Below are 17,898 nucleotides of genomic sequence, written 5' to 3' on the forward strand. Positions count from 1 at the left end.
TTGATGGTGTTTTTGAGTTCCAGAATCTCGCCTTTGGCGTCAGCCGTAATCTTCTTCGATAAGTCACCATTCGCTACAGCTGTTGTCACATCAGCAATATTTCTCACCTGCCCCGTCAGGTTACCGGCCATGGAATTGACCGAGTCGGTCAGATCTTTCCAGGTACCTGCTACACCTGGTACATTCGCCTGCCCGCCTAGTTCTCCCTCGGTGCCGACCTCACGCGCCACCCGGGTAACTTCTGATGCAAACGAGCTGAGCTGATCCACCATAACGTTGATGGTGTTTTTGAGTTCCAGAATCTCGCCTTTGGCGTCAGCCGTAATCTTCTTCGATAAGTCACCATTCGCTACGGCTGTTGTCACATCAGCAATATTTCTCACCTGTCCCGTCAGGTTACCTGCCATGGAGTTGACCGAGTCGGTCAGATCCTTCCAGGTACCGGCTACACCTGGTACATTTGCCTGCCCGCCCAGCTTGCCCTCTGTACCTACTTCGCGGGCGACACGGGTTACTTCAGATGCAAATGAGTTCAATTGATCCACCATCACGTTGATCGTGTTTTTCAATTCCAGAATTTCGCCTTTAACGTCCACCGTGATTTTCTTGGACAAGTCACCATTCGCCACCGCCGTTGTCACTTCGGCGATATTACGCACCTGCCCTGTCAGGTTGCCCGCCATCGAGTTCACTGAATCAGTCAAGTCTTTCCAGGTGCCACCTACACCCTTGACCTGCGCCTGACCACCCAGTTTACCTTCGGTACCAACCTCCCTTGCCACCCGAGTCACCTCTGATGCAAACGAGCTGAGCTGATCCACCATGACATTGATAGTGTCTTTTAACTGCAGAATTTCGCCCTTGGCATCCGCCGCGATTTTCTTCGACAGGTCACCGTTTGCCACCGCCGTTGTCACTTCAGCGATATTACGTACCTGCCCGGTCAGGTTGGATGCCATGAAATTGACGTTATCCGTCAAATCCTTCCAGGTACCACCCACACCTGGCACATAAGCCTGCCCACCCAGTTTGCCTTCGGTACCCACTTCACGCGCTACCCGGGTTACCTCGGATGCAAACGACCGTAACTGATCGACCATGGTGTTGATAGTGTCTTTCAGTTGCAAAATCTCGCCACGGACGTCGACCGTGATTTTCTTGGATAAGTCACCGTTTGCCACGGCCGTGGTCACTTCGGCGATATTGCGCACCTGTGAAGTCAAATTACCGGCCATGGAGTTGACTGAGTCGGTCAGATCTTTCCAGATACCTGCCACGCTGGGCACATTTGCCTGACCACCGAGTTTGCCCTCGGTACCGACTTCACGCGCCACCCGGGTTACTTCTGACGCAAAAGAGCTGAGCTGGCTCACCATCGTATTTGCTGTAGTCGCCGCACTCAGAAATTGTCCTTGCAAGGCGCGGCCATCCACTTCCAGCGCCATGCTTTGAGAAAGATCGCCTTTTGCCACAGCACCAATTACCCTGGCCATCTCAGTCGTGGGACGTACCAGATCGTCGATCAGGGAATTGACAGAATTGACGATGGTTCCCCAGTCTCCCTCCGCCCGTACGGAAGAAGCGCGCTGCAGCAAACGCCCTTCCTGGCCCACCAGTTGGCTGACATTCAGGATACCCTGCGTCATATGCGAGCTATTTTCTATGATCTCGTTTAAGGTGTCAGCGATCTTGCCATTGAGGCCAGTCAGGTCAGATGGCATTTTTACTGAGAAATCACCCTTCTTGAGCGCTGTCAGTGCAGCAAGCAGGAGCTTGGGATCGAGTGTTTCCGAGATGTCAGTGAGCGTGTTCATTCTGGCCTTTTAAGCGATGAAATTGATAGCAAATGTTGCAAAAACACCGTCTCGCTCACTTTCTTCACAAGAGCCTGACTGAGACTGATATGGTGCCCGCCAGGCAGCACCCAAATAAACTATGTATTTTGCAGTGCAATATGCACGCAGGTGATATTAAAAACCTGCAAACAACTATTCAGCGGTATCCGAGTATTTTTCTTTCCGTGAAATGAGATACGGTGACATAATTTACTTCAAATTTAAGGATTTGTGACAATTCAATATTTGTATAATGATAAAAGTGTCGCCAACTGGAAACGGTGCAGGTGAGGAAACCCGTGCAAGCAAAATATAAACCCAAGATCCTTGTAGTCAATGACGATGCGGCGAGTTTGTTTGCCCTAAGCGGACTGCTCACAACCTGGGCAGACGAAAACCAATGTTCGGTGGTCACTGCCAAATCTGGCGAAGATGCGCTACGTCATGTACTGCAAGATGACTTTGCCGTAATACTGCTCGATGTCAACATGCCGGGCATGGATGGATTCGAAACTGCAGAAGCGATACATAAGCGCGCCCGCTCCTCTTCCATACCGATTATTTTCATTACAGCTTTTCTGGCTGATGACCTGAATAAATTACGGGCTTACCAGCAAGGCGCGGTCGATTATCTTTTCACCCCCATCATTCCCCAGGTATTGCAAGCCAAGGTGTCGGTGTTTGTTTCACTGGCGAAAAAAAACCTGGAATTGAAAGCGCAAACAGATGCTCTTGGTCTGCGTACACAGGATTTACAGGCGGTCAATGACAAGCTTCAGCGGGAAATAAAAGAAAGAAAAATAGCCGTCGAACAAAATGAAGCGAAAGATAAATTCCTGGCCATGCTGGGTCATGAGTTGCGCAACCCTTTAAGTGCCATCACCAGCGCAGCATCCATCATAGGGTTTCCAGGCGCAAAAGCAGATAGTGTAGAGCGCGCAAAGAAAATTCTTTCCAGACAATCACAACATCTGACACGCATAGTCGATGATTTACTGGATTTGGGGCGAGTGATATCAGGAAAAATTGTGCTCGACAAAACTGCGGTCAGTCTTGCAGACGTGGTCACGTCTTGCCTGGATAGCCTCAGAGCCAGCCGCCCTGTTGATAGTTACCAATGGAGTATTGATCCTATCGACGCATGGATAGACGCAGATCCCACTCGCGTAGAGCAAATCGTTACCAACTTGCTGGATAATGCCATCAAATATACCCCCGCTGGTGGCACCATTGCCATCAGAAACAATCATTCTGACGGCAAAGTAAGCCTGATGATTACCGACTCTGGAATAGGCATTACAAAAGACTTATTACCACGTATTTTTAATATTTTTGTCCAGGGTGAACATTCGCTGGATCGGGCTAAAGGTGGTCTGGGTATAGGCCTCGCTCTGGTTAAACAATTAGTCGAATTGCATGGGGGCGACATTATCGCCCATAGTGAAGGTGAAAATCTTGGTAGTACCTTTTCTATCGTATTACCCCAGGCCAGGCAGGGTAAACCCTCACCTGAGCATCACGAGGTTCGCAAACTGGAAACAAGCAGAAAGTTGCTGCTTATTGAAGACAATGAAGATGCCCGAGAAATGACTACACAGTTGCTCAAAGCTCATGGATTCCAGGTTATTGAAGCGGCAACTGGTACCGAAGGGATCGTTCTGGCGAAGAGTGAGAAACCCTGTATTGCCCTTATCGATATCGGCCTGCCGGGTATGGATGGTTATGAAGTGGCACGACGCTTGCGCACCGACAAGGACACCCGTGACATGTACTTGATCGCATTAACCGGTTATGGCCTCAGAGAAGATCAGAGGCTGACATCAGAAGCTGGCTTTGATTCTCACTTTGTAAAGCCTTTGAAACTCCAGCAACTCATACTTACGATAGAGTCTCTGCAAGTTGCATGAAACCTGCTTAGTACCTTTATCTGAAGTCCTCGGTTGATTGATATAGATTCATAAAACAGTGCTACATAAAGCAGTACCTGCAATCAAGAAACAAAACCCAGCCTGAACTTCAAGATCAATTGGTGGCAAATAATTCGTTGTCGTCAATGGTCAATGTGCATTGTTAAAATCAAAACTCCCTCATTATTATTACGCAGCAAATCCATCAAGGAGTTGTTGTATCTGGCTCAGCTCATAGGGCTTGGTTAACATATGACAGGGGAAATTCACATAAGAATGCATATGCGCACCATGACCGGATGAAAAAACAATATGCATATCAGGCGCATCAAGTACCGCTTGCTTTCCCAAAGCGATGCCGGACATTTTTGGCAGGTTGATGTCCGTCAGCAGCACATCAAAACGTCCTTGTTGAAGTAGCTCCAAAGCGCTCTCCCCACTTCCGGCAGGGGTGGGAATATGACCTATCATATCCAGCATTTCACATAACATCTCCAGCAAATCCTGATTATCTTCAACAACCAGAATACGCAAGCCTGCACCTCGCTGACCATCAGACTCATTAACGAGGGAGGCCTCGTTCCCATTCTCGGGGATAGTATTTATCATAGTTACCTATCTGGACTAAGGACTTCCCTGTCTGGGCAGCGCAGGCAGGATCAGATGCATTTCATTTGTCTGAAGCGAACAAAGTTTTTTCATTATTTTGATCAGCTAAAAAACGTGCTCACCTTCAAATTTGCAATCATTTGTAGTTGACATGTTCAAATGCTTTTCTTTGCTTCCATACTTTGCAAAATTGATCAAAACATATATCAAAAGAATATACTTTGAATCCTAAGTCCAAACAGTCTTAAACCCTAGCAATTTAATCCCAAAATCACGTAAGGCAATTCCTACAAACAGGCTTGCACGTCTTTCGTGTCCGGTATTATTCAAGGTGATTTTTACTACTCCACTGTGTCTGCAAGCCTGGTTATCTTCCTTCAATAATAAGTTTCTGCAAATAGTCCAGTTCGACAGGCTTGATCATATGCGCGTTAAATCCAGCATTCTGGCTACGTTCCTTATCATGTTGCTGTCCGTAACCGGTCAAGGCTATCAGCCGAATATTGGTACCACCTGGCAAATCCCGTATGGCGTTCGCGAGTTCATAACCGTCCATGCCTGGCAAGCCTATATCAAGAATGGCAAGCTCAGGTATCGATCGCTGTACTTCTTTCAATGCATCTACAGGATCGTAGACTGCTTTGACATCATGTCCCAGGCTTGAGAGCAATTCAAAGAGTGAATCGGCAGCATCGCGATTATCATCCACGATAAGGATACGTCTTTTTACACTGAGTGACATATGTACTTGTTCTTTTTGTTTTTCCGCCTCCACAACAGTCAATTTATGTGGCAAGGTAATGGTAAAGCGACTTCCCAAGCCTTCGCCGGGGCTCTCTGCGTGCACACTACCTTGATGCAATTGAACCAGATTTGCCACCAGCGCAAGGCCTATGCCCATACCCCCATCCGACCTGTCCACACTTCGCCCACCTTGTACGAAAAGATCAAAGATATTTGGCATCAGACTGTCGGAAATACCGACACCGTTGTCGCTGACACATATCTTGACCTGATCGTCTTCGTGATAGCTCACCAGCGAAATTTCTCCGCCATCAGGCGTATATTTTGCGGCGTTCGTTAACAGGTTTGCTACCACCTGTGCAAGACGTGCGGGATCTCCCACCCAGGTGATCGGTGCAACATCCACGGTCAGGTGATGATTTTTTTTCTCCAGCAGATGACTGGCCATTTCCACGGCCTTATTCATCACGTCACGCAAATTGGCAGCGACTATCCTCAGTTGAACCTTGCCACTGGTTATCCTTGAAACATCCATGAGGTCGTCAACCAGACGTACCAGATGATCAACCTGGCGCTGGATAACTGCCTGCTCCCTGCTGATAACGGGGTTACGCATTTTCATCAACTCCAGGGCAGTCACTATGGGTGCCAGAGGATTGCGCAATTCATGACCCAGCATGGCCAGAAAGTCGTCTTTTGCACGGGAAGTGACATTCAGGTTGTCATTCAGGCGTTCAATCTCGGTTCGTGCCAACACCTGCGTTGTGATATCAATGCCTATGGCCATCAAACCATATACCTGGCCATCTACACGCCTTATCGGGGCAAGGTTGTAAATATAATAGCGATCCTCAGGCTCGCCGCCATGCAGACTAAGACGTATCATGGTTTCATCAGAAACAAAGGGCGTGCCTTCCCGGAAAACCTGCCTGAAAGTCGCACGTACTGATGAATCCAGCAATTCCGGGAAAACTTCGTCAAAGCTACGCCCCAGCACCTGACTTTCCAGTCGGCCAATCATTTTGCAATAGATGGGATTGGCTAACTGATAAACCAGATCCTCCCCTACCATGATCGCGGTTCCTACCGGGGCATCGAACAGCAGACGGTCTCTTTCTGCCGCAGCAAAATCGCGCGCCAATACACTTTCCAGATGAGTGAGTGCGCGACAGACAACTGCGGTAAATTCATGCAGGAATTCCCTGTAAGCAGTATCAAACGGCAAACGTTGCGAGATTTCGAATGTCAGTGAACAATCATGATGAAAATGGAGTTCAATTGCATGGATACTAAAATGAGTATCTTTGTTCAAACTGGCGGCATCTTCATGATTGACGGATACAGCCACAATATCTGCCGCATTGTCAGCAGCGACAGCACTGACGGTCATAAAAATTTCTTCCCGGCTTTTACAAAGCATCAATCGCTGCGTCAGGGAAGACAAGGTGGCTTGCCTGCGCTCCGCCAGGATATGCGATGTTGTTTCGGTACACACTACCAGTGTGCCTGCGATGCGGTCGTCGTCACCAAAGACAGGTGTATAGGTATAAGTCCAGTACACATCTTCGATACGTGAATTTCGCCAGATGGGAACCAGGTTATCTTCATACCATAGTGCTGCACCACCAGTCATGACATGGGCTATCTGCGGCCCGATGACAGGCCAGATTTCTTGCCAGCATTCAGCCCCCTCTTGACCTAGTGCTGCAGGATGTTTACCAGCGCCAAAACTGGGTACATAGGCGTCGTTGTATATCTGGATCAGCTTTGGTCCCCACCAGAGAAACATGGGGTGTGCAGAATTCAGGACAATGCCCACGGTCGCCCTCAAGGCTGGCGGCCAGTTGCTGATGGGGCCAAGTTCTGTTGCAGACCAGTCAAAATTCCTGACTGCCTCACGCATAGGTGTCCCGCTGCCTATGAATGCCCATCCCGGCGCGGGAGCCGGAACGGCTGATGTGCCGGCATTATCGTTTTGTATCGGGGACATACTCGGTCCTGAAAATGGGTAAGCAACATCACGGTGCTGCATGGGTCAATATACCGAATAATGCCTCACCCAAATGGCAATAGCAGGCAAACGCATACGCCCAGCATATTTTGAATGCAAGGTTAACGCCATTTTGCAGTATTGGCAATAATTCAGGGTGAATGAATTTATTCGTCTGTACTGACTTGGCGGATAGAGAACTTAATATTGGGGAAAACTAAAAGCTCTGGAATCGGTAATACGTCAAAATCCAGCTATCAGGAAAAATCAAAGTTGCCGCGACAACTTTATCTGACTGGCATGCTGCGGCTTACGCATCTCGCTGTTTTCAATGCTGCTTGCATTCAGGTGTTTCACTTTTTGTACAGGATCAGAAAATGATATATCCCTCTGCAGTAATTCTTTCATAATCTTTAAATTAACCGCCTGCTGTGTATCCATATACAAGCCATAATCCGGTTTCAATACAAAGTAAATTACTTCAAACTCTATAGAGTTGCGGTCGAATAATTTGAGATGGGCACGATCAAAACGTACTTCTGCCTGATCTTCTACAATTTTTTGCAACATGGGTGGAACCTGCTCCACGACATCGGGCGGGGTGTCCGAAGCGACTTTGACCGACAATTGCACGCGCCTGTCTTTCATGCGCTTGTAATTGCGTATGGTGTTCTTTAATAAGTCAGCATTAGCGATAACGATCTGTTCACCGCTATCAGCGCGAAGGCGCGTGGTCTTCAAGCCCACATGTTCGACCGTACCTGTTATGCCATTGATATTAATGGCGTCTCCTACTTCAAAAGGTTTGTCTACGGCAATCGCCAGCGAGGCAAACAAGTCGCCCAACACATTCTGCACTGCCAGTGCAATCGCAATCCCGCCTATGCCAAGACTGGCGATGAAAGCCGATACATTGATACCTACGTTCGACAACATCGCCAGGAGAAAAACCACCCACAATACAAACTGCAATGCCCAAACAATAATGGTATGTGAAACCCGGCTGACCGGCGCGCCATCAGTCGCCATCGACGTAAAGTAACGCTTACTCAATACCTTGATGGTTTTGTTGATCCACAACGCCAATTGCAAGCCAAACGCCAGGAACCACAAATGATTGACACGGTCACTCCAGCGCGCTGGCAAATCCAGCACGGCCACACCGATCAGCACTGAAGTAATAATGAGAGTGATATTGCTGGTACCGCCCAAAATTTGAGGGACCAATTGTGAGGTGGCGACTGTACCAGGTTCATTCTCTGCGACCAGCTTGCGTTTAAAGACCCCGATTAAGGCATGCATCACAAAGTAAGCAATTACAGCAACGCCACATGCCGTGATCCAGCTGATGAGTGGAATATCCAGAAAGTTACTATTGATGGCCGATTGAAAATCCATAATTCCCCTGAATTTTTTATGTCATGAGTGTTGCGTGTTGCCCTGTGCGCTCAGGCGATTGTGCTTGGACAGTTGGTATGATGTACGCTTGCACACGCAACACAGTTACTGATGCCGGATTGCAGAAAAATTTCACGCAGCCCGGCACCCATTTTGCGGTGTGGCTTATTTTGGCTTATTGCATAGATGGGAGGCTGATTTCATCCTTGCGTTCTTGTATTGCCTCTCCCAGAGATACCAGGTCAAGCTTTGCTTTTTTTGCCTTGGGAAACATCTCACCTTCCTCTTCCTTTACATGATGCTCAATTTGTTCGGATAAGACTTTGACCTTGGCGTCATACAGATCGTCATCAGGCTCCATAGCCAGAATCTGTGTAATCAAGTCTTTGGCGGCAGCGTGTTCGACAGTGGCCTCATCCATCAAATCCTTGACATCTTCACCAGCCTCGCGCATGGCAGTATAAAAAATCTCTTCCTCGGCGATGGTGTGTTTGGTCAATTCCAGGCAAATCTGATGAGCGACTTTTTTCTTACTGGCAAAAGCGTTATCACCCAGGCTCTCGAATTTACTGAACAGTGCTTTCACATTTTTATGATCTTGCTTAAGCAGACTGACCGCATCTTGCGCTTCAGCACCTTTGTTTTTTTTGGGGAGAGCTACAGCAGAAATGTTCGTAGGTTTGGCTTTTGCCGTAGGGGTCGCAGTGCGCATGATGGTTCCTTTAAGTCATTAATGAGAGAAGTTAATTTCAATAATTACCTGCCTGTCACCATCGCATCCCGCGAATGGCATTCCCCGTGCAGCTTTGCCTTATTCATCTATTCAAAAACATAAGCTACCAACTCAGGCGAGCAGTAAGTTCATCTTAAAACCTGCACCCGCAAATGCCGGTAAGCCGCCGCGCTGACGCCATGTAGGACAAAAACCAAAGATTCTTGTGGCAGCAATTAATGCTTTACTTTGATAAATTCGTTGATATACTCCAATAAACATCCAATTACCATCCATATGGATGGTTAATTTAAAGTAAAGGCGTACCATGACTGTCACCGATATACGGGCCAAGGCCAGCGATACAGAAAAAATCACCATCAATCTTGGCCTGGTCGATCTTGGCCAGGTTGACTTGCTGGTGCAGGAAGGCTTTTATTCGAACCGTACCGACCTGATACGCACAGCGATACGCAATCAGTTGCTGACCCATGCTGAAGTCATACGCCAGACGGTAATACGCAAGAGTCTGGTGCTGGGCCTGCAGCATTACACTCGTGCCGATCTTGAAGCCGTGCGGGATGCAGGGCAGCGTTTGCAGATACAGGTCCTGGGTCTGGCCAGCATTGCAGCAGATGTCAGCCCCGAGCTTGCTGTGGCGAGTATCGAATCCATTTCTGTCCTGGGTGCATTCCAGGCCAGTAGCGCGGTAAAAGCCGCGCTGGCAGACCGCATCCTTTGAATGCACATTCAATCTCACATGCAGCAACATTGAAAGTACAACATGAATTTTAATCAAAACCTGCTAGCCCGTATGCGCATGGCAGGTAAATCCTGGCGCGATGCTCAGGCGTTTGCCGTGCCTACCCAAGGCGCCATTCATCCAGATCAATTGCAGAAATTGACAGCCGTCACAGAATTGATACAACGTACCCTCAACGATAATTTACCAGGGCTGGCTCCAGCTTATCGTGGCACAGGCTCCGCCCATGCGGGACAAGACGATGCAAATGGGAACAACTCTCTGCATGACATCAACCCACGGCCTGAAAAGAAGCACGATAGTGAGGTACGAGGCCAGGCACTACACCAGACAGATGTCATTGATGCTGAAACTGCGGCTGAAACTGTTCCTGAAACTTCACAGACCAGGAAAGCAGATGAAAGTAATATTGGTCGCTTCATTAGCGGCAACTATGCCAACGCACATGGCAAGCGTGCTTATAAGCTGTATATCCCCTCCAGCTATACTGGCAATACCGGGCAAGCCTTGCCGCTGATCGTCATGCTGCATGGCTGCACGCAAGGGCCAGATGATTTTGCCACAGGTACAGGTATGAATCTGATAGCCGAGCAACAACATTGCATTGTGGTCTATCCGGCTCAGGAGCAAGGTGCAAACACGTCCAAATGCTGGAACTGGTTCAAGGCCGTGGATCAAAAACGTGATCAGGGAGAGCCTGCCCTGATTGCTGGCATTACCCGAGAAATCATGGCTGACTATCATATCGACGATAGCCGCGTGTTTATCGCTGGCATGTCTGCTGGTGGTGCAATGGCCGCCATCATGGCAGATACCTACCCTGAGCTGTATGCAGCAGTTGGTATACATTCTGGCTTGCCGTTTGGCGCAGCAAACGATTTGCCTTCCGCACTGTCGGCCATGCGTGGGGCATCAAACCAGATTAAAACCCCATCTACTGGTACTGCGATACCGATCATCGTCTTCCACGGCGATCAGGATCACACCGTCAATAGCAAGAATGCCGACCGCATCATGACGCGTTATCTCGACCATAGCCAGTCAAAGGCACTGAAGGCACAAAAAGAAAACGGTAGCGGAAAGCTGGGCCGCCGCTATACCCGCACTCGCTTTGCTGAAAATGCCGCAACTCAACCTGCCCGTGCCGAACAATGGGTCATTCACGGTGCTGGTCACGCGTGGTCAGGCGGCAATAGTCAAGGCAGTTTCACAGATGCATCAGGGCCAGATGCCAGCAGTGAAATGCTGCGTTTCTTTTTGTCGCAAGTAAATCAGAATCAGGTATAACGCGATAAAATCCAATGAGGAAAGCCTGATGCATAACGATGCACCAGGCTTTCCTCAATAGTGCCGTCTTTACAAAGGTGGTCGCACAAATTTTTCGCGGGCCCACAGCCGTGTTTTTGCCGCAGCGATGAAGTCTTTCAATTTATCTGTCGAAATCACAGCATCATCTTTATCGACACCTGCCGCAGTCAACAGCATTTCACTGCCAGCATCATAGGCTATCGCTTTCAAGTGACTGAATGCATCGCTAACAAAGCCTTTCGCTGTCGTATCCCGTTCCAGTTTTTTTGCAGCTTCATCTGAAAGAACAAGAACGACTGCATCAAATATCACAGAAGGGCTGCCTGCCAATTGACCATCTACCTTGGCTTCCTTACCGTCAGACAAGAGTATGCCATTGATACGCGGAGCAATGAGCTTACACTTGCCCTCTGCGGCTCCAACAACCGCTTTGACTTTTTCCAGAAGCTTGGCATCTGAACCGTCGGCGATGAGAATGCCAACCACACGGCCTGCAAGAGTATCTTTCATCTTGTCAATCAAACCAAGGGCTGGTGATACTGGTAAATCCTGTATCTCTGCGTGAATGGCGGGTGCTGCAGGCAAGTCTTTTACGCCCAGGCCAGCGGCGACGCGTTGCGCCAATTCTTCGTTGATATGCAACATATGGCCGACCATCGCTAAGCGTATATGTGGATGCTCAACTTTTGACAGTTCAAAGACCAGCGCCGCAACTATATGCGCTTGCTCGGTTTCGTTCTGGCTAGCAAAAAATTGACGCGCCTGGCTGTAATGATCAGCAAAACTTTCAGGGCGTATCCTGCCTTTGTCACCAGCAACTGGCTCTGCCATACTGTTAAAACCTGTTGCTGGCTGCTCGCGCGGCGCATCCTTTGCCAGAGTATTTGGCTCATATGCAACCCTGCCAACGGGGCGCGTCATTTGCATATGGCCATCACGCTGGTGATTGGCAAATGGGCACTTTGGCGCATTGACGGGAATTTGGTGAAAATTAGGCGAACCCAGTCTGGACAACTGTGTATCCAGATAAGAAAATAAACGCCCCTGCAACAAAGGGTCATTGGAGAAGTCAATGCCGGGGACTATATGCGATGGGCAAAACGCCACTTGCTCAGTCTCGGCAAAGAAATTATCAGGCCACCTGTCCAGCACCATGCGCCCTATGACAATCAGTGGCACCAGTTCTTCGGGGATGAGCTTGGTGGCATCAAGATGATCAAACGGAAATTCATCTGCTTCTTCCTGCGTAAAAAGCTGCACCGCCAGTTCCCATTCAGTGTAGTCGCCAGCAGTGATGGCTTCAAAAAAATCACGCCTGTGAAAGTCAGGGTCAGTTCCCGCAATTTTGACTGTCTCATCCCAAATTGTGGATTGCAAGCCTGCTTTTGGACGCCAGTGAAACTTCACGAAAGTGGCTTCGCCATCCTTGTTAATGAGTCGGAAAGAATGTACACCAAAGCCTTCTATCATGCGCAGTGATCTTGGCAGTGTGCGGTCAGACATGATCCACATCACCATATGCATGGTTTCTGGTGTCAGTGAAATAAAATCCCAGAACGTGTCATGTGCTGTCGCGGCTTGCGGGAAGCCGCGATCAGGCTCCATTTTTACTGCGTGGACAAGATCAGGAAATTTAATGGCATCCTGAATAAAGAACACTGGAACATTATTGCCCACCAGGTCCCAATTGCCTTCAGGGGTATAAAATTTGACTGCAAAACCGCGCACATCCCGTGGTGTATCTACAGAGCCAGAACCACCCGCAACCGTCGAAATGCGGGTAAATACCGGTGTTTGCAGACCCACATCAGTCAGGACTTTGGCCGTCGTGTATTTTTCAAGCGAATGTGTCAGTTCAAAATACCCATGCGCACCAGTTCCACGCGCATGCACGATACGTTCAGGTATGCGTTCATGATCGAAATGAGTAATTTTCTCTCTTAAGATAAAATCCTCCAGCAAGGTCGGCCCTCTGACACTGGCTTTCAGGGAATTTTGATCATCTGCAATGACGACACCTTGATTCGTCGTCAATTCCGGATGAGTTTTCCCTGCGATCTGATGTAGCTCTCCCCCATTACCGATCGAGGTGGCAGTAGGGGTAGTAGTAAGGTTTTTTGTTTTTTTGCTTTCGGCTGTGGCTGTGATCGCATTGGTTTTAGGCATGGTGGGCACTCTAAAAAGTAAGATTTTGACGCGATGAAAATCAAGCACTATGCAAATTGACGCTTAAATTTTGCTCGTTTGAAGATAGACCAAAATGCGGTAATCATTTGTACGGAAACGAACATTAAGGTCAAAGCTGGAATAGAAATTACTTTTTATTTTTTCTATAATTTTTGGAATTTCGCATTCCAAGTTCAAAGAAAAACGGACTGCTTTATGCAGTCCGTTCTTGCGCTACAAATAACCTGTCACTCAGACACAAGCTTAAGAGACACTTGCTTCGGAAGTTGAGTTGATGTCTTCTGCGCCAGCTTTTTTGTAGATTTCTTTTGCATTGGAAGCCTGATCAGAATTATCGGTATGAACTGAGATAAGAACATTGCCTCCGCGAATTTTTCCGTCATACAATTTTGCTTCATATTCTGGAATGCCCAATCCGACCAGCGCACCAATGATGCCGCCAGCCGCGCCCACCAATGCAGCACCACTCAATGCGGCCATGATAGGTCCGGCGGCAATGAAAGGCCCAACGCCAGGAATTGCCAGCGTGCCTATACCTGTCAGCCACCCCAGTATGGCACCCACCCCCATGCCAGCAGCGCCACCAGTGGCAGCTCCTTCAGGTAATTTGGTATTTTGCTCGTGCGCAAAATCCCGTGTACCAGTCTGGTCAGGAAACAAGACTGAAATATCGCCGCTTGGGAATCCGGCAAGTTTCAAATTGTCGACGATGTTTTCTGCCTGAACACGATTTGTTGCGATACAGTAGATTGCGGTTTTCATATGCATACCCCTTGGTGAATTAAATTGCGCGCCTTATTTTGCTGCGTTACTGGCTTGTCACACTTGCCCAGCTTCAATTGGTTTTTACATCCAGTGAATTATTAATGGAACTCACACCTGTGACAGCCTGTACGATTTTTTCGACTTTCAATTTTTCATCTGCAGTTTTTACCGGACCGCGTAAAGTAACTTTACCCGTATCCACCATAATTTTGATGTTATGCGCCATCATTGAGAGCGATTTGTCCTGTACGACTGCGCGCCTGACTGTGGCGAGAAGATTGCGGTCTTCTGGTGTATTGAATTGATCTTCTGGCGTTTTATTCCCGGCATACTTGTCGCGGTTATTGATCGCCGTATTATCGACATTCGATGCGCTCTTCCCTTCCGTGACCACGGGGGGAACAGGATCCGCAGCGAATCCTGTTCCTGGCAATGCGGCAAAGCACAGCAGCGAGGCAAGGCCAATCTGATTTAATATTCGTCCCATTCATCTCTCCTGATTAAGTCCATTGCGGACAAGTAGCGACAGATTAGGAAAATTAATCAACGACATCTGTGCGGTAAGTCACATGCAAGAAAATCAGGCAGGAAGATTCTCCCGCCTGTGTGATCAAAAAGAGTGATGTTATTTCATAGGAAAAACATCTGAAGGAGTTGATTCAAGGTTGCACCCAGGTGTGTCGTCAGATCAGAGAAGATTTCACGCTGATTGCAGATCGCTCAACAGTAAGATTTTTCCTACAAATCAGGTCGCTGTTGTCCTGTACTTAATATGCGGGATTCTCGTTATCATGACAACTCTATCGCAGAGTAACCATCCCTTATCAATCTATGGTACGGCTTATGCTAATGCAGTAGAGAAAGTACACAGCCAACCTATTTTTCCAGAGGAATTATCATGAGGAATTTTTTCGGTTTCCATTTTTTAACTAAAAATCAAAACCTTTCAGCACTCAACAATCAACAAATTGCTCCTGGCATTACTGCAACAGACATTAACAGCGCTGAAAAACCGAAAAATATGACTCCTGCAAAACAGCATATGCATTTGAAGAAAATGGAAGAGCGTAGCCGGCATTTGAGAACCATGTATTTCTCGAGCTAAACGAATGCTCGCCAATAGAGCCTGGCAATTTTTACCGGAGCATTTGAAATGAGAATCCAAACGATAAGTTAAAAATGTGTTTTGCTTTGCTTGCTTATACTCAAGTAATTATCAAGCAGTTAGTTAGTGCCAGGCTTCAATTAATAGACAGGAATGATCATGACAAAAAAAGTCACAGAAAATTCAAACAATCCGCACCGTATATCAAGTTCAGATTTTAAAGATGAACTGGATAAATTGATCAACCGGCTACCCTCTATGTCTGATATTGAAATAAGTGCCGCCAAGGATCAGTTTTTGCGAAAAATAGAAATCGCCATCGCTAGTCAATCTTCATAGCACCAAATCAGAGCCATCTTCTCCCTTATCAATTTGCACTATACAAATTGGATGGTTCTATCAGTGCTACTGCAGACGCTCAGACGCTTTTATGCTGATAAGCACTAGCAATCACAGACCTGACCTTGCGCGCAAGTGCTTCACGACTATACGGTTTGCTCAGCAATTCCACACCAACATCAAGCCGTCCTCCGTGCACGATGGCATTTTGTGTATAGCCCGAAGTAAACAATACCGCAAGATCAGGCAAACGCTCGCGTGCTTTGCGCGCCAACTCAGGACTGCGCAATGATCCGGGCATAACGACATCCGTAAACAGCAAATCAACTTTGGCACCACCCTCGATTATAGACAGTGCACTCTCTGCATCAGCAGCATGTAATACGGTATACCCCAAAGCGACCAGTATCTCGATTGCCGTAGTACGGACTTGCTCGTCATCTTCTGCGACCAGAATAGTTTCACTCCCCCCGACAATTTCTTCCGTTGCCTGCAGCGCCAACCGGCCTTCTTGCTCTTTCGAACGGGGAAGATAGACTTTAACCGTAGTGCCATAGCCAAGTTCACTGTATATATTGATGTGTCCCCCCGACTGTTTGACGAAACCGTAGACCATGGACAAACCCAACCCTGTCCCCTTGCCCTCGGCTTTGGTAGAGAAAAAGGGTTCAAATGCCTGGGTCACAACTTCTGGCGCCATACCTGAGCCAACGTCGGACACTGCCAACATCACATATTCACCAGCGCTGACTTCTACATGAGTACGCGCATAATTTTCGTCCAGAACAACATTACTGATTTCTATGGTGAGTTTGCCGACGGAGTCCATGGCATCGCGAGCATTGACTGCAAGATTAAGCAAAGCATTTTCGACTTGAGCGACATCGACAAAGGTATTCCACAAATCATCAGCCAGAATAGTTTCGACTTCGATAGTCTCCCCCAGGCTGCGTTGCAGCATATCTTCCATATCAATCACAAAACGACCGATATTGACGACTTTGGGATCGAGTGCCTGACGTCGTCCAAAAGACAATAAATAACTGGCCAGCTTGGCACCGCGCCGGACACCGGCGAGTGCATTGGTAACTCGCCTCTCTGCATGTTGATTACCTGCAATCTCAGCTGACAGTAGTTGAAGATTTCCTGAAATGATCTGTAACAGGTTATTGAAATCATGGGCTATGCCACCAGTCAATTTACCTATTGTTTCCATCTTTTGCGCATGCTGTAATGCTTGTTCGGTTTTTTTTAGCGCGATGGCAGCTTCATATTTTTCGGTAATGTCCCTGGTAATTTTGGCATAACCAAGGAATTCATTGAAGGTATTGTAAATAGGGTCAATCACAACATGGGCACGGAATTGACTTCCGTCCTTCCTCACGCGCCAGCCTTCCTGCTCAAAACGACCTTCGCTCCTGGCAGTCAATAGAGCACGCTGCGGCACTCCGCTATGCTGATCTTCTTGCGTATAGAAACGGGAAAAGTGCGTACCAATAACATCTTCTTGCCGATACCCCTTGATACGTTGCGCGCCAGCATTCCAGTTACTGACATAGCCATCTTTGTCCAGCATATAGATCGCATAATCAGTTACGCCTTGCACCAGCAAACGAAATTGCTGTTCGCTCTGGCGCAACGCTTCTTCCGCTTTTCTGCGATCAGTGATGTCACGGGTAATTTTTGCAAAGCCAAGTAATCGACCATTTTCCCGGATGGCATCTATGATGACACTCGCCCAGAAATAAGATCCATCTTTACGCACGCGCCAGCCCTCAGTCTCGTAACGCCCTTCAGCTTCCGCAATCTGAAGCGACAGTCCAGGAAGACCAGTTGCCTGGTCCTCAGGTGTATGAAATCGGGAAAAATGCTGGCCAATAATTTCTTCGGAGGTGTAACCCTTGAATTTTTGCGCACCGGCATTCCAGCTAACCACGCGACCATCAATGTCCAGCATATAGATTGCATAGTCAGTAATTGCATTAACCAGCAAATGGAAGCGCTGGAGGTCAATCAATTTTTGATCTTCGAGTAAATTTCGGCTGAGCATCGGCTATTTCCACAGTTACAAACTTTGTTAGCTAGCGCGCATCAACCGTATCTGTCTATGACGGATAAGACATCGTGCGTAGTACTTCCATGACGCGTCAAACCGGACGATACATGATTTTGGCATTGTCATCCGCATCATATTCTATAATTAAAAACAACTATAAACTTGAGAACCAAGCTTGAT

15 protein-coding genes are annotated in these 17,898 nt (G+C 47.8%); 5 read left to right on the forward strand and 10 right to left on the reverse strand.

Annotated features, from left to right (window positions below; genetic code table 11):
• A partial coding sequence (locus tag AC3WQT_RS12905) for a HAMP domain-containing protein (protein ID WP_492704358.1) occupies nt 1–1,814 on the reverse strand: 1,814 nt, incomplete at its 3' end.
• Nucleotides 1,815–2,134: 320 nt separating this feature from the next.
• Here AC3WQT_RS12905 and AC3WQT_RS12910 point away from each other — a divergent pair.
• A complete protein-coding gene (locus AC3WQT_RS12910; RefSeq protein ID WP_492704359.1) occupies nt 2,135–3,742 on the forward strand; it encodes an ATP-binding response regulator in 1,608 nt (535 codons plus the stop codon).
• A gap of 189 nt (nt 3,743–3,931) precedes the next feature.
• Here the strand turns inward: AC3WQT_RS12910 and AC3WQT_RS12915 are convergent, their stop codons facing one another.
• From AC3WQT_RS12915 to AC3WQT_RS12935, 5 genes are all read right to left on the reverse strand, one after another.
• A complete protein-coding gene (locus AC3WQT_RS12915; protein ID WP_492704360.1) occupies nt 3,932–4,351 on the reverse strand; it encodes a response regulator in 420 nt (139 codons plus the stop codon).
• Between the two features lie 367 nt (nt 4,352–4,718).
• Nucleotides 4,719–7,085 carry a hybrid sensor histidine kinase/response regulator gene (locus AC3WQT_RS12920; protein ID WP_492704361.1) on the reverse strand — a complete coding sequence of 789 codons (2,367 nt, stop codon included), beginning with the start codon at nt 7,083–7,085 and terminating at the stop codon, nt 4,719–4,721.
• 267 nt (nt 7,086–7,352) lie between these two features.
• A complete protein-coding gene (locus tag AC3WQT_RS12925; protein WP_492704362.1) occupies nt 7,353–8,483 on the reverse strand; it encodes a mechanosensitive ion channel family protein in 1,131 nt (376 codons plus the stop codon).
• Nucleotides 8,484–8,658: 175 nt separating this feature from the next.
• Complete coding sequence (locus tag AC3WQT_RS12930; RefSeq protein WP_492704363.1) at nt 8,659–9,195, reverse strand: hemerythrin domain-containing protein; 537 nt, start codon at nt 9,193–9,195, stop codon at nt 8,659–8,661.
• Between the two features lie 132 nt (nt 9,196–9,327).
• Nucleotides 9,328–9,525: a hypothetical protein gene (locus AC3WQT_RS12935; protein WP_492704364.1), complete on the reverse strand. Its 198-nt coding sequence runs from the start codon at nt 9,523–9,525 to the stop codon at nt 9,328–9,330.
• Here AC3WQT_RS12935 and AC3WQT_RS12940 point away from each other — a divergent pair.
• Nucleotides 9,524–9,937: a CopG family transcriptional regulator gene (locus tag AC3WQT_RS12940; protein WP_186953755.1), complete on the forward strand. Its 414-nt coding sequence runs from the start codon at nt 9,524–9,526 to the stop codon at nt 9,935–9,937. The two genes, AC3WQT_RS12935 and AC3WQT_RS12940, sit on opposite strands and share 2 nt — an antisense overlap.
• Nucleotides 9,938–9,979: 42 nt before the next feature.
• Nucleotides 9,980–11,245, forward strand: a complete 1,266-nt coding sequence (locus AC3WQT_RS12945; protein ID WP_492704365.1) for an extracellular catalytic domain type 1 short-chain-length polyhydroxyalkanoate depolymerase — start codon at nt 9,980–9,982, stop codon at nt 11,243–11,245.
• Between the two features lie 69 nt (nt 11,246–11,314).
• Here the strand turns inward: AC3WQT_RS12945 and AC3WQT_RS12950 are convergent, their stop codons facing one another.
• The 3 genes from AC3WQT_RS12950 to AC3WQT_RS12960 all read right to left on the reverse strand — a co-directional run bounded on the left by AC3WQT_RS12950 (nt 11,315) and on the right by AC3WQT_RS12960 (nt 14,705).
• Nucleotides 11,315–13,432 (reverse strand): catalase, encoded by a 2,118-nt coding sequence (locus AC3WQT_RS12950; protein ID WP_492704366.1) that lies wholly within the window; start codon nt 13,430–13,432, stop codon nt 11,315–11,317.
• Nucleotides 13,433–13,696: 264 nt separating this feature from the next.
• Nucleotides 13,697–14,215: a hypothetical protein gene (locus AC3WQT_RS12955; RefSeq protein ID WP_492704367.1), complete on the reverse strand. Its 519-nt coding sequence runs from the start codon at nt 14,213–14,215 to the stop codon at nt 13,697–13,699.
• A 73-nt stretch (nt 14,216–14,288) separates the two neighbouring features.
• A complete protein-coding gene (locus AC3WQT_RS12960; protein WP_492704368.1) occupies nt 14,289–14,705 on the reverse strand; it encodes a BON domain-containing protein in 417 nt (138 codons plus the stop codon).
• Nucleotides 14,706–15,116: 411 nt separating this feature from the next.
• On the opposite strand from AC3WQT_RS12960, the gene AC3WQT_RS12965 reads away from it, so the two are divergent.
• On the forward strand, nt 15,117–15,323 hold the full coding sequence (locus tag AC3WQT_RS12965; protein ID WP_492704369.1) for a hypothetical protein: 207 nt from the start codon (nt 15,117–15,119) through the stop codon (nt 15,321–15,323).
• 159 nt (nt 15,324–15,482) lie between these two features.
• On the forward strand, nt 15,483–15,662 hold the full coding sequence (locus AC3WQT_RS12970; protein WP_492704370.1) for a hypothetical protein: 180 nt from the start codon (nt 15,483–15,485) through the stop codon (nt 15,660–15,662).
• A 79-nt stretch (nt 15,663–15,741) separates the two neighbouring features.
• Here AC3WQT_RS12970 and AC3WQT_RS12975 read toward each other — a convergent pair whose 3' ends face one another.
• The gene (locus tag AC3WQT_RS12975) at nt 15,742–17,712 is read right to left on the reverse strand and encodes a hybrid sensor histidine kinase/response regulator (RefSeq protein ID WP_492704371.1); all 1,971 of its coding nucleotides are present in this window, start codon (nt 17,710–17,712) and stop codon (nt 15,742–15,744) included.
• Nucleotides 17,713–17,898: the final 186 nt, after the last annotated feature.

The sequence above is a fragment of the Undibacterium sp. FW305-107 genome (assembly GCF_058788535.1).